Source organism: Clostridium sp. JNZ J1-5, assembly GCF_053901425.1.
In genome coordinates this window covers 1,789,366-1,803,226 of sequence record NZ_CM132773.1, presented here as the reverse complement: position 1 = coordinate 1,803,226, position 13,861 = coordinate 1,789,366, and the positions used below count along the sequence as shown (strand labels likewise).

Sequence of the window (13,861 nt, the reverse complement as noted above, 5' to 3'; positions counted from 1 at the left end):
TTATAGATATAACATTTTTACTAAAGGACCTTGCTCATTTATTATATTTTTAATTTCATAGACTGGTATTGGAAAATGAGGAAATCCAAAAGCATAGGAGGAAATCTCGTAAAGTTGGAAAAACAATACTAAACATTTATCAGCAATATAAAATTCTTGACTAGGCCTTAGACTAATAAAAGGGCCAAGTAAATAAATATTCCTATCCTTAACCTGCTTTTCTACTATGTTTGATAGAATCCTTATATAATTTGAATTTGGTTTGAATAAATCTTGAAAAGTATATAGCTTTCCAGTGTTTATGTCAAAGGTTAAAGCTTTCATAACGGCGAATCCATGAATGCCTCCAGAATAAGCGTTATTTATTAAGGTTAAGCTTAAAATACCTCTTTCATTTGTCTTAATTTCATAAGATCCAGAGATTTCTGTATTTGGATTTTGATGATAACCTTGAGAATCAATCATTTTGTTTACTGTATCTAGTATCATGGTATTAATTTTATCTTGTACTTGAGTATTAAACATTTTTATTACTATAGGATAATATACATCTAAATTATTTTTAGTTATATGCCCTGTTGTTATATCAACAGGAAGTTGTATGCCGAACAAATAAACATCCCCTTATCTAACACTATACTTATATTTTATTCAAGGTGATGAATAAGGTTAATGGAGAATTTAGTATATTTTTTAGATTTTCATTTATTATAAACATAATAGATTAAGGTTAGGTGAATCATAATATCATAATAAAAAATATAGAAGGTAGCAAAATTGGGAAGAAGATTAAATGTTACAAAAAAGTAAGCTATAATTTAAGAATTACAAAATTATAATCTTAAATTATAGCTTATTTTTGTTATATATAACCAAGTATTTCAGATACTTTTAGAATGTTAACTCCTATGTTTTCTAGTTCTGTAATCCCCTTAGGGTATGTGCCTGACATTGCATCAGAAGCCAGCACCACTTTAAAATCTCTTTCGCTTGCTTCATATATGCTTGTTCTAGGACAATTAGGGAAATTGCATCCAGTAAACACTAAGGTGTCAATATTTTGCTCATTAAGAAAGTATTCAAGTTTAGTTTCATAGAATGCCCCCCAACGTGGTTTATACATCAACCATTCGCTATTACTAATTTGTTGGAAGTTTCCTTGCAGCAACTCAGTATAATTGAAATTGTTGGTACAATTTTCAGGCTTTATTAAGCTGACTAATTCAGCTCCATAAGTACCAGGTATAACAATTTTTAAACCTTTCTCAAGGGATTTTTTACGGCATAAATCCGCATTTGAACCATCTTCCTTGTATAGTCGAATTACATGGATTATAGGTAAAGATTTTTTACGATAAGCATCTAATAACCTATTTATATTTGGCAAAATATCTAATGTTCCTTTTATTTCTGAAATGGACCCAGGAAGAGAGAAGTCATTTTGAGTATCAATTGTAATTAAGGCAGAACTGGACCAGTTTGGCGAAGTGTATAAACTCAATTTATTACCCCCTTTCACATTTATTCCATTATATTATAATTTATACGGCTATATTTTTTAATATATTTTTTCTATTTTTATATTATTATAATAGGTATTAAGTATAGTCCTAAAATTTTGTTTGTTTTCACTAAGATACATAGCACCATATTGACTCATACCAACTCCGTGGCCATAGCCTCCACCGTATAGTATAAATTTATCATCATTTTTTTCTATGGAAAAAAATGATGAAGGAAGGGTAGACCAGTTTTCTATAGGTTTTCCACTATGGCGATTTATATATATTTTTTTTATACTTGTACTATTACCAAAGGATCTCCTAATGTAGGAATCTTTCCTTAGATTTACAATTGCATTTTCAAATATAAAGGATAGTTCTAGAAGATTGCCACCACTACTTCTCTTTATAACCTTTATGTCTTTTAAATTTTTAAGCCTTTTGGGGAATCTTTTAAGTTTTTTTTGCTTATCTGTATTTGTATACAAAGTAATATATTCAGGTGATGTTTTAAATATTTTTTCTAAATTTATATTTAGGTTTTCTGTTAAAGTTCTATTATCAAAGGATACATTCCATCTAAAATATGGAGATTTGTTGTCAAAAGATTTAATATTTATGTCTTTATAAAACTTAAGCCAATCTTCTTCAGAAGAGGGAAGAGGAAGTGTATCCTCTAAGTAACTTGATGTTTTAAGATATGGCTTATAATCACTATTACCATCTGCAGTAAACCAAATATCTTTGTAATTAACTCCAGTACCACAGGAGGTAGAGTAGTATTTAGCATCTATTGGCTGATTATTAAAGGTCATTATAAGACCAGAAGTCTCCTTTACTGCTTGGTTAGAAATTTCTTCTGGTTTTGTATTGTTGTAAACTTGACTTTTAGTACTATCATCTACATAAAAGCCTAAGTTTGCATATCGATTTCCTAACATATCAGATATAGCGTATGTTCTTGCAGATACGGCTTGACATTTTAGAGCTTCAAGTCCTCCCCAAATAGGCATTTCAGAAGGAACTACCTTAGTAAGATAATCCTCTATACTAACTTCATTAATAAGTATAATTCCATTCTTAGTTGGATATAGTTCCAAAATACCATTGTAAGTAGGAGAAAAACTAGGATAGCCTCTAGTTATATTTATTATAGTAAAAGGACCACCTTTTAGATAAATTCTTTCTTTAAAGGTTTTCTTTTTAGATCCGATATTTATAAATAATTCACCCTTATGTGAGGTGAATGTTATAGTAGAATTTGCAGGAATATCTAAGGAAAATTTATTAATTAAAGTATAAAGGGTGGAGGGAGAGGTACAACTTATTTTTATATCATTATGATATATTGACTGAAAGTTTGTATCTGATATAGCAACTCTAGTATCCGAATAATCCAATGGATATATAATAAAGGTTTGTAGCTTGTTCTTGTCTATAAAGGAGTGTACATTATTTTTACCAACTATTATATCTTTACTAGAAGCAAGATGTATAGTATTGTTTTTATCAATTTTGTAGTAGACTGTTTTATTTGACAGCGATTTATCGCCAGTAGCTTCTAAATCATAATAGTCATTTTTTTTAATCATAATTCTATTAGTTAAGGGTTTTACTTCTTTAATGCTATGAATTCCGAAGATATTATATCTAAAGTTAACTACTGTGTATTTATTTAATTTCAAGTTGGAAACGTTAATTTTCTTAAGTTTGCCATTTATATACATTATAGAATGGGTTGGATAAGTTTTAACAAATACAGCATGAGTTATTCTTCTGGGATATAGGAGAATTAAAAAGATAACTATAACAGATAAAGATATTAAAAATTTTTTCATGATTCTAACCTCGTTAAACTTATAATTATATTAAAATGATATCCATATAATGTAATATTTATTACAGCTTAATTCTATATAAAATAAATTTTATAATAGGGCAATTAACAAAACAATTGTAATGATATATAATATAGAGTAAGATGTAATTCGTAGAATAGATTGTAAATTTATCCACTTATTTAGGAGGGATGACAATGAAAGGAACTGTAGTTGCTACATGGCTTAAGACATGTAGAAAGATATATAATGATGATGTAGTAAGTGACGCAATGAATTCTGTAGGTTGGAAATCAGGAAGAATTTTTTCACCAGCTGAAAATGTTGATGATGGTGAGGTTAGAAAAGTAATTGGATATATTGCAAAAGAGCAAGATATGTCCATAAATGAACTTTGGAGAACAATAGGAAAGGATAATATATTGTCTTTTTTTAATGATTTTCCAGCATTTTTTGATCATGAAAACCTATATTCTTTTCTTAAATCATTATTCGACATACATGTTGAAATGGTTAAAAAGTTTCCAGGAGCTAAACCTCCAATTGTAGATATTAAGCCTATATCAAGTAACAAGGCTATATTTACCTATAATTCAAACAGAGAAATGTTTGATTATTGTTTAGGATTAATAGATGGAAGTGCAGAATTTTTTAAGGAAAAGTTAGAAGTTAAGGAAGTTGAAAAAAGAGAAGGAATATTGAAGCTAGAATTTACTTTTGAAAAAGAAATATTCTATAAAAAAGTATATAAATTTAATAAGTTTTTATCATTTGGATTTATAAAGAATGTTCCTGGAAAAGTTGGGGTATTTACGGCAATAATCACTGCTTTAATTAACATTCCAGTATTAGGTTTCGGTGATATTCCAAAATACATAATTGTATCTATAGTTCCAGCAGTTATATCTTATTTTGCTACAGCAATGCTAATAAGGCCTAGAAATATTATTGAAAAAGAAATTAAAAAAATAAATACAAATAATTACACAGAAGATGGACAAATAGTCACAGGTGACTTCTTTGAAAACATATATGATCTTCTAAAAGATCATAGAAAAGTTGTTAGAGCTGATTTTGTCGGCTTCAAAGGTGTAACAGATGAAATGAATACTTTTGTTCGTAATATAAATATTATATCAGACTCTATGAAGAGAACATCAGAAGAAATTTCGGGGGTTGTTGAACAGGTAGCTAATGGAGCTGTAAGCCAAGCTGAAAACACACAGAACGCAGCATCCATACTTAATGGAAATATTGAAACTTTAAAAGGTATTGTTGATAGTGAGAATACTAATAAAGAAGAACTTGAAGCTGCACTTGGGAAAATTAATAATAGCTATGAAAATGTTGAAAGTACAAGTAAAAACATTGTAGATAGTCTTCAAAAATTCCAAGAAGTTAAGGATAAGGGCATACAATTAGAAGAGAAGGCAAATAATATTACAAATATTGTATCAATAGTTTCTCAAATTTCAGAGCAAACAAACCTTTTAGCATTAAATGCTTCTATTGAAGCAGCCCGAGCTGGTGAAGCTGGAAGAGGATTTTCAGTAGTCGCAGAGGAAGTTAGAAAGCTTGCAGAACAAACTCAAGGAGCAGTAGAAGAAATTAATTCTAATTTAGCTCAATTTGTAAATGAAATAAATGTACTAGTAGATAGAATAGGAATACAGTATAATATACTTGAGAATGAAACTACTAACCTTGAAAAAGTTAGAGATATAAGCTTAGATGCTACAAAATCAGTTCAAACCGTTGCAGCTTCAATGATAAAAACTATAAATGAACTAGATAAAGAAGCTGATTCTATATCAAAAATATATGAAAATATTGAATCATTATCAGCTATTGCAGAAGAAAATTCTGCATCATCAGAAGAAGTTAGTGCTAATGTTTCAAATTATACTAATGAAATTATGAATTTAATTGGAAATATTGCTGAGTTTAAGAAGCTAACAGAAGAATTTAAGATGGAGTTATCTAAGTATAAGATTTAGTAATAAAGTAACTACTTACTAGGGGGAAAAGTTTATGCAGCAATTAAAAAAAGAAAAAGGTTGTGAATTGCTAGAAATATTAAAGAGGCTATCTTTGTGTCTTGCAATACCTATAGTGAGTATGATATACCCTATATTAAATAGGTATAGAGGAAATCTGCATATTTTAAAACTTCCAATAGATGATTTAATACCCTTTAGTAAGATATTTATACTACCATATGCCTCGTGGTATCCTTTTGTAGCTACATTCTTGATTATTTTATGTATTTTAGATAAGGAAAAGTACTTTAAACTTTTATCTAGCCTAGTTATAGGAATGCTTATTTGTTATTTAATATATTATATTTATCCTACTTATGTTGAAAGACCTTTTGTAGAAAATAGGGATTTTCTAGATAAAGTTGTTTTATGGGTTTATGGAAGAGATAACCCTTATAATTGCTGGCCTAGCATACATGTTTTAAATTCTTTTCTAGTGGCTATGTATACATCTAGTTCAAAGAAGATAAATATACTAGGAAAGACTATTTGTATAACAATAGCTATACTTATAATATTAGGAACTATGTTTGTAAAACAACATTATTTATTAGACGTGGTAGCAGGCATAGCATTAGGAAGTGGCTTATATTTTGGATTAGAAGTGTTTGTAAATTATGTTTTAAGAGATAAGATTAAAGAAAAAGTAAAAACCTTAGCAGAATAATCTGCTAAGGTTTTTTGCTGAATTTTATATACCTCTTAAATCAAAGTCGGGGATAAAGCTTTCAGATGCAGTTCCCTCTTCCTGAATAAAGGCGTTAGTTATTCCAAGAGATAGACAATAGTTTATAAGGGTCTCATAGTGTTTAGAGTTTACAGGACGATTAATTTCTGGGTATTTATATACTTTATTAGTCGGTGTGTATTGATTCATAATACTAATAAAAATTGAATCTCCAAATGTATTATATAGATAATCTATTATTTTTTTTGAATCAAAGAGAAGTCCAGGAAGCAGCATGTGCCTTACTATAACTCCTTTTTTCATCAATCCATTTTCATAAAATTCAGCTTCACCAACCTGCGAAAACATCTCATTAATTGCTTTTGAAGCTTTCTCAAAGTAACCAGGAGCATTAGAATATTTTATGGCATATTCATCTTTATAATATTTAAGATCTGGGAGATATATATCTACATGTCCTTTTAATAATTTAATAGTCTCTATGTTTTCATAACTATTTGTATTATATACAATTGGAATTTTTAATCCATTAAGCTTCGATAGTTTTAGAGCTTCAATTATTTGAGGGACAAAGTGAGTAGGAGTAACCAAATTTATATTATGGGCACCTCTGTACTGTTGCTCTAAGAAAATTTCACTTAGTCTTTCAATAGAAATTTCTTTGCCTATACCATCGTTACTTATAACATGATTCTGACAAAAAATGCATTTAAGGTTGCAATTTGAAAAAAACACTGTTCCAGAACCATTATTTCCAGAGATACAAGGCTCTTCCCAATGATGGAGAGAAACTCTGGCAACCTTTAAATTTTGCGAAGAGTTACAAAAACCAACCTGTCCATTTAATCTATTTACATTACAATTTCTGGGACAAAGAGAGCAGTTATCTAGCATAAATTCACATCCTTCATTAGTACATCCTAATGTTAAATTTAATCTTAATGATTAAGACTGTCAACCATTTAAGGATAGTAGAGTTTATTACTTTGATCTTTCTTTTAATCTAAAAATAATACATTGAAGTATAAAAACTAGACTAATTGCACCAAACGCCGGATAAACATAACTTATTAACTTTACAAAACCTAATCTAGATATTGGTATTGTAAGCAGCATTAATAATATAACACCTACTTTATATGGAATCTTAAATGTATTTTCTAAAGTTTTACTTAGACTGTATATGTCAGAAACTTGTGTTGAGAACATTTCAAGCCACATAATTCCAAGAAGCATTATTTGGAGTAAAGGACCGAATCTATGAGCTATATAAAGTAATGGAATATCATATTTATAGATATTGGGAACACTAAGCAGAAGCATAAAATTAATCATAATTGCTAAGATTGTAAGCCCAATAGCACCTAAAACTATACCAGTTTTTAAGGATTTCTTATTCTTAATTTCGCTGCTTAATGGTACAAGAACTCCACTGCAGGATAATATATTAAATCCACCATATAATAAACATGATATAAACCAAGTGTTTTTATGCGCGGGAATAGCTTTAAAATAAGAAATACTAACTATTTCTTTAGATAAAGATATAAATAAAATGAAAATAGTAGTAACTATAATTACTAAGCATGGAACTACAAGGGAATTTACTTCAATAAGGCCATTTGTATTTCTTAGGAGCACAAATACCGACATAGAGCACATTAAAACAGTACCTAACCATCTTGAAACATGAAAATACTGGCTGACTAATGATCCGCTTCCAGCTAATATTATGGAAGCACTACAAAGCCAAAAAAAGCATGTTACTATGTCAATAACTTGTCCTAAAAAACCGGGACTTACCATCCTAACATATTCATTATAGGATTTTAGATTATATTTCTTAGTTATATGTATTACATTAAAACCCATAAAAATATATACTCCCATGCATATTAAGATTCCTATAAAGCTTTTGTAACCATATCTAGTGAAAAACAAAGTTATTTCTTCACCAGAAGCTAAACCAGCTCCTACTATAGTACCGATAAATACAGCTGCTAACTGAAAAGTTAGGCTTAAGTTCCTCTTCAAGATAATACCTCCATTATATTGATAATAAGTTTCTTTTTATAAATATATAAAATTTATTAAAAATAATGATTATATAAATTAAATTTTTGTTTAGTGGGAAAATATATTTGGGTAATATTATTTTGAATTATAAATTGTAAAGATAGGTGATAAACGCCATGAAAAAATATATAAGCTGTATTTTGAGTATTGCTATGATATTCCTGTTTATAGGATGTACACAAAAAAAGGCTGAAAATGTTAGAGAAAAAGATAGGTTTGATATTAAAGAAGCAAATAAAATTGTAGATGCTTATATTAAAAGTATTACAGATGAAAAATATGATGAAGCTTCTAGGCTATTAACAGAGAAAGTCAAAAGTAATACTGGTGAAATTAAACCAAATGATTTAAAAATTAAAGGTTATAAAACAGAAGAAATGATTGAAAGCGGAGGAGAGGGAAGCTTTAGAGTAAAAGTTGTAAAATCAAATGCAAGTAATCCAGAAACTCAAGTACTAGATTATAGAATTAAAGTAATTAAAGACGGTATAGATTATAAAATAAATGAGATTAAAACCTCAAATTTTAAAGAGGCATTTAAGGATTTTGATTCAATAAGAATAAGAAAAGAAAACTCTGTTGAGACTTATTTGGTAACTAAATTTGATGGACTTCCTAAATATGCATATTCTAAAGATGATAATGCAAAAATGAAAAGTCAGGTAATACCTAAAGATAATTACGGGATTATAACTCTAGATTATACAGGAGATCTAATAGCATTATCTACTGTTGGTAGCAATAATACATTTGTTGGGATTTTAACTTTTGATGATGCAGTATCTACACAAGGAGGAGCTGGAGGATCTAAAAAAGGTGGAGGAGATCAAGGAGATCAACAAGGAGGAAAAGATCAACAAGGTGGTGCAGAAGGTAAGAATTTAAAGGAAAAACCAATAGGTAAAGAATTAATATCCTGCGATATTATAGAAAACGGAAAGTTAGAAAATATGGTATTTTCTAAAGACGAAAAACTTTTAGCAGTCCAATATACTAAGGGAAATAATAAAAGCATTAAAGTCTACAATGTAGGAAGTGGAGATCTTATAAAAACAAAATTTGAAGAAGAATACCCTTTAGGAAAAGTAGATGTAATCTTTATGAGATTTGAAAAAGAAAAAATGCTTTATAGAGTACTTCCTAAAAATGAACAGGATAAAAACAATGAGTATGTAGGTGATTGGGAATTAGATCTTAAAAGTTTTAAAATAAAAAAAGCTGAGTAGAATTTTAAATAAAAGTGCCTATAGTGTATAATAACTATGGGCATTTTTTATTATAAAGTAGGTGTTCTGGTGTAGAGTTTCAATTAAATGGAGTATGGAAGATATATCAAAAGTGACGAAAGAGCTTTTTTATAGTAAGGAGATATAAATGAAAGAGAATTGGGGAAATAAAAGATATTATAGTTTAAATTATTTTTTGAGACAAAATTTTGGAGAGAAAGTATTTAAAATATCCTTAGATGCGGGTTTTTCTTGTCCTAATAGAGATGGAACAATAAGTAACGGTGGATGCATATATTGCAGTGAAAGAGGCTCAGGAGATTTTGCTGGGGACAGAAACTTCTCTATAGATAGTCAATTTAACGATATAAAAGCTGTAATGAAGAAAAAGTGGAAGAGTGGTAAATATATAGCTTATTTTCAAGCTTACACAAATACTTATGGGAGTATAGAAGAGTTGAGAAGTAAGTATGAAGAAGCTATAAATCAAGAAGGAGTAGTTGCTCTTGCAATAGCCACCAGACCAGATTGTTTAGATGACAATGTAATAGAATTAATAGAGGAATTTAGTCATAAAGTTTATACTTGGGTGGAATTAGGACTTCAAACCATAAATGAAAATACTGCAAAGTTAATAAATAGAGGATATAAGCTTTGTGTATTTGAAGATGCATTAAATAGACTTAGAAATAAAAATATAGATGTTGTAGTGCACACTATATTTGGGCTTCCAGGTGAATCAAAGGAAGAAATGCTTAATACTATTAAGTATCTAAGTAATAAAGATATACAAGGGATAAAGTTACATCTGCTTCATTTATTAAAAGGTACTCCCTTAGTTAAACTTTATGAGCAAGGTAAGTTAAAATTTTTAGAGCAGAACGAATATATAGATCTAATATGTGAAGCAATAACACTGCTCCCACAAAATGTAGTAATACATAGATTAACGGGAGATGCTCCAAGAAGTTTATTGATAGGACCAATGTGGAGTCTTAAAAAATGGGAAGTATTAAATGCTATTGATAATAAGTTAGAGAGAGAAGGCTTATATCAGGGAAAAAATTATAAAAAATAGAGGCTGTCTCAAAATAATTTTTAAAAATTATTTTGAGACAGCCTCTTAAATGGCATCCTTTATAAGTTCTGAATATTCATATACGTATCTATCTGCAATACTTGATATATCATCCATTTGATGTTTAGAATTCTCATCATGAATTCCTATAACTTTCATTCCAGCTGATTTAGCACCTATAACTGCAGGAAGTATGTCTTCAAAAACCATACATTCTTTAGGAGAAACCCCTAATCTTTCTGCTGCAAGGAGGTATACATCAGGAAATTGCTTACCTCTTGATACTTCATCTGTTGTTGTAATTGCATCAAAGTAATGGTAAATCCCATTTTCTTTTAGCGCTGTTTCTAAGAGCAATCGGCAATTGCTTGTAGCTAGTCCTATTTTTATACCTGATGCTTTTAATATGTTCAAATAATTTTTTGCACCTGGCTTAAGTTTAACTCTATTTTTATATTCTTCGAAAGCCATGTTATTCCATTCATCACATATTTCCTGAATACTATCAGACAGACCGAATTTCTTTTTAAAGTATACAGCTGTTTCTTCAAAGCTTAGATGCTCTATTTCTTCCTTTAGGTTGTCAGGGCACTCTATATTTCTTTTTGCAAGAAAATCTATATTTATTTTGATCCATACCCAGATTGAGTCAATCAAGGTTCCATCCATATCAAATATGGCTCCTTTTATATTGTTTAACATTAGATACACCTCGTCTAGTATATTAGTTTCTGGATCTATTTTAAATGAATGTTGATTTTTACATTCATTTAAAACTTTCCATTAGTACGTTAGGCTGTTTTAAAGATTGTTGAGTTCATTATAATTTCTTATTATACAAAATCAACAATCTCTTAAAACATGACCTAGTTTTTGCAAATTAAGGCAACGGATTGTTTTATATAACATTATATAATATTATACACTAAAATTGAAGTAATAGATCCAAGAAAACTTCCGGCTAGTACATCTGTAGGATAATGAACTCCAAGATACATCCTAGATATTCCCACCAAACAAGCAAGAATAATACTTATAATGGCTATATTATGGTAAAATAAAGCTGTAGAAATTGCCATAGAAAAAGCAGCTGTAGTATGACCAGAAGGAAAGGAATAGTCATCTATTCCGATTTTTTTTATATTGAGATTACTTAATTTTAAAAAAGGTCTAATTCTATTAACTGAAGTTTTAATTAAGTTAGATATTAAAGTCGTAACTATTAAAGTTATAGAAGTATTAATTCCTAGTGCATGTACAATCTTATTATTATTTAATAAAGTTGCTAAACAAAATAATATGGAAAAACCTATAGACCCTAAATAAGTTATAGGAGGCATAATAAAGTCTAATGTTCTACACTTCATAGAAGTATTAACTAATTTTAATAATGTTCGATCTCTATCGAGAATTTTCTTTAGTATAGTATTCAAAATGGTACCCCCTCAAAAAGCATCAATACAATTTTAACATATTTACTTAACGTATTATAGTACACATAATTTGGTTTTCATATTAATTCTATAAGGCAAGTTTTAATAATACTTTAAGTAAATGTTAAATTCTAAGTTTTAATTTAGAGGGGGGTTAAGGAGAAGATCATATTAAAAATCTCTAAGGAAAATTTTAATTTTCTCTTTATTATTGAAATCTTCTGTGGAGTTTAAGTCTAGCTTTTTTAGAATATCTTTCATCCATTTATTATCTAGGGAAACCGAAATCTCTGAGTCTTCAGCGAATTTATCTAGAAAGTCCTTTCCCATTTCCTTTGGAATAATTACTTTAGGGCCACCAACACATCCTCCAACGCATCCCATACCCTCAATAAAATTTGCATCTAATTCTTTATTTTTTAGTTTCGTTAGAATTTCTCGGCAATCCTTTACGCCATTTCCTTGAATGACCTTTAATACTTTAGCTTTTTCGGGAAATAAGTTTTCGATAGCTTCAGAAATCGCTATTGAAACGCCACCAGTACGGCCATAAAGTCTACCTTCTCTAGAAGCATATTCGGTGGCTAAGTCTTCTTCCATCTCACTAGGATGTACTTCAAGAGCATCAAAAATATCTTTAAGCTCTTGATAGGTAAGTACATAATCTATAACACCTATTAAATCCTCTTCTTTGGCTTCTGATTTTTTAGCAATACAAGGGCCGATAAAAACAACTTTACAATTAGGATTTAGTCGCTTTAGCACTTTGCCTGCTGCTATCATAGGGGATACAGAAGGAGAGAGATATGGAAGTAAATCACTAAATAACTTCTTTAACATACCTATCCACATGGGGCAGCAGCAAGAAGTTATCATAAAATCGTCTACACTATTTACTAGATGATCAAATTCTATTGCTTCTTTTATTGTTAACATATCTGCAAAAAAAGCTACTTCTACCATATCTGCAAAACCAATTTTTTTAAAAGCAGATCTAAGCTGATCTATAGTTACATCATCTCCAAATTGGCCAATAATTGAAGGAGCTACCGCAGCGATTATCATATTTTCCTTATTGAGTAAGTCTATGAGAGGAATAAATTCAACCTTGTCTAATATGCTGCCAGTAGGACAACCATCTACGCAAAAGCCACAATCTGTACACCTATCAAGAGATAAATAAGTTTTTTTTGTATTTTCATCTACTAATACAGCGTCAAAGGGACAGGATTTTTGGCACATGGTTTTACCGCTTTTATCTGCACAATCCATAGAACAATCATTAATTTTATGAACTATTTTATGACGTATTTCATAGCTTGCAATAGCTTTCTTTAAATTTTGTATAAAGTTATCATCATATTTTATATCAACTCCACAAAGGAAAGAAATGATTTTACCTAAATGTTCTTTTTTTGAACTTTCCCCAGAGAGCAAATTTAGTACAGTTTCTTCAAAAGTGTTATCATAATATGATTTTACTAATGTTTTGAATAAAGCATCGTAATTATTATTCATTGAGCAGTCTCCTTTTTTTAGAATTATTTTTTACGATGCATTCAAGTTATATACCAAAAAACAAAAAAAGAGTTGTTCAAAACAACTCTCTGGTCGGGGTAGCAGGGCTCGAACCCGCGGCCTCATGGTCCCAAACCACGCGCGCTACCATCTGCGCTATACCCCGTCAACGAATAATATTATATAATGCTAGTATAAAAAAGTCAATATAGTAGTTATATTATTTTTTAGCTTAAGAAGCTTTAATAAGAATAAAAACATTACATGATATATTTAGAAACCAAGTTATAATAAATAGAATGCAAACCTTAGACAGGACATTTCTTAACAAATATGATTTAGATATTGTAACTATTATAAATAATAGTACACAAGCTAATGTGCCGATAATGTTCATTCCTAAAAGTATGTTAGCAATTATAGTTATTATATCAAGCATTTTTAGTTCTCCTCATCTCAAGTT

13 protein-coding genes and 1 tRNA gene are annotated in these 13,861 nt (G+C 29.3%); 4 read left to right on the top strand and 10 right to left on the bottom strand.

Going from position 1 to position 13,861, the window contains the following annotated elements; genetic code table 11:
* From ACWW38_RS08705 to ACWW38_RS08695, 3 genes are all read right to left on the bottom strand, one after another.
* Positions 1 to 612, bottom strand: coding sequence for a DUF3298 domain-containing protein (locus ACWW38_RS08705; RefSeq protein ID WP_456260374.1), 612 nt, complete (start codon positions 610 to 612; stop codon positions 1 to 3).
* A gap of 250 nt (positions 613 to 862) precedes the next feature.
* Entirely contained in the window at positions 863 to 1,501 is a 639-nt protein-coding gene (locus tag ACWW38_RS08700; RefSeq protein ID WP_456260373.1) for a cysteine hydrolase family protein, read from the bottom strand.
* Between the two features lie 57 nt (positions 1,502 to 1,558).
* Complete coding sequence (locus tag ACWW38_RS08695; RefSeq protein ID WP_456260372.1) at positions 1,559 to 3,340, bottom strand: SpoIID/LytB domain-containing protein; 1,782 nt, start codon at positions 3,338 to 3,340, stop codon at positions 1,559 to 1,561.
* Positions 3,341 to 3,537: 197 nt separating this feature from the next.
* On the opposite strand from ACWW38_RS08695, the gene ACWW38_RS08690 reads away from it, so the two are divergent.
* Positions 3,538 to 5,337 (top strand): heme NO-binding domain-containing protein, encoded by a 1,800-nt coding sequence (locus ACWW38_RS08690; RefSeq protein ID WP_456260371.1) that lies wholly within the window; start codon positions 3,538 to 3,540, stop codon positions 5,335 to 5,337.
* Positions 5,338 to 5,371: 34 nt separating this feature from the next.
* Positions 5,372 to 6,046, top strand: coding sequence for a phosphatase PAP2 family protein (locus tag ACWW38_RS08685; RefSeq protein ID WP_456260370.1), 675 nt, complete (start codon positions 5,372 to 5,374; stop codon positions 6,044 to 6,046).
* Positions 6,047 to 6,070: 24 nt separating this feature from the next.
* On the opposite strand, the gene ACWW38_RS08680 is transcribed toward ACWW38_RS08685, so the two are convergent.
* Both ACWW38_RS08680 and ACWW38_RS08675 read right to left on the bottom strand, forming a co-directional pair.
* Entirely contained in the window at positions 6,071 to 6,961 is an 891-nt protein-coding gene (locus ACWW38_RS08680) for a radical SAM protein (protein ID WP_456260369.1), read from the bottom strand.
* A gap of 87 nt (positions 6,962 to 7,048) precedes the next feature.
* Positions 7,049 to 8,104, bottom strand: coding sequence for a YkvI family membrane protein (locus ACWW38_RS08675; RefSeq protein WP_456260440.1), 1,056 nt, complete (start codon positions 8,102 to 8,104; stop codon positions 7,049 to 7,051).
* 155 nt (positions 8,105 to 8,259) lie between these two features.
* Between ACWW38_RS08675 and ACWW38_RS08670 the strand changes: the two genes are divergently transcribed.
* Positions 8,260 to 9,369: a hypothetical protein gene (locus ACWW38_RS08670; RefSeq protein ID WP_456260368.1), complete on the top strand. Its 1,110-nt coding sequence runs from the start codon at positions 8,260 to 8,262 to the stop codon at positions 9,367 to 9,369.
* Between the two features lie 148 nt (positions 9,370 to 9,517).
* Positions 9,518 to 10,447 carry a TIGR01212 family radical SAM protein gene (locus ACWW38_RS08665; protein ID WP_456260367.1) on the top strand — a complete coding sequence of 310 codons (930 nt, stop codon included), beginning with the start codon at positions 9,518 to 9,520 and terminating at the stop codon, positions 10,445 to 10,447.
* A 45-nt stretch (positions 10,448 to 10,492) separates the two neighbouring features.
* Here ACWW38_RS08665 and ACWW38_RS08660 read toward each other — a convergent pair whose 3' ends face one another.
* From ACWW38_RS08660 to ACWW38_RS08640, 5 genes are all read right to left on the bottom strand, one after another.
* Positions 10,493 to 11,149, bottom strand: a complete 657-nt coding sequence (locus tag ACWW38_RS08660; RefSeq protein WP_456260366.1) for an HAD family hydrolase — start codon at positions 11,147 to 11,149, stop codon at positions 10,493 to 10,495.
* 206 nt (positions 11,150 to 11,355) lie between these two features.
* A complete protein-coding gene (locus tag ACWW38_RS08655; protein WP_456260365.1) occupies positions 11,356 to 11,880 on the bottom strand; it encodes a phosphatase PAP2 family protein in 525 nt (174 codons plus the stop codon).
* Positions 11,881 to 12,051: 171 nt separating this feature from the next.
* Positions 12,052 to 13,398, bottom strand: coding sequence for a [Fe-Fe] hydrogenase large subunit C-terminal domain-containing protein (locus ACWW38_RS08650; protein ID WP_456260364.1), 1,347 nt, complete (start codon positions 13,396 to 13,398; stop codon positions 12,052 to 12,054).
* A 90-nt stretch (positions 13,399 to 13,488) separates the two neighbouring features.
* Positions 13,489 to 13,564 (bottom strand) — tRNA-Pro (locus tag ACWW38_RS08645).
* 66 nt (positions 13,565 to 13,630) lie between these two features.
* Positions 13,631 to 13,837 (bottom strand): hypothetical protein, encoded by a 207-nt coding sequence (locus ACWW38_RS08640; RefSeq protein ID WP_456260363.1) that lies wholly within the window; start codon positions 13,835 to 13,837, stop codon positions 13,631 to 13,633.
* Positions 13,838 to 13,861: the final 24 nt, after the last annotated feature.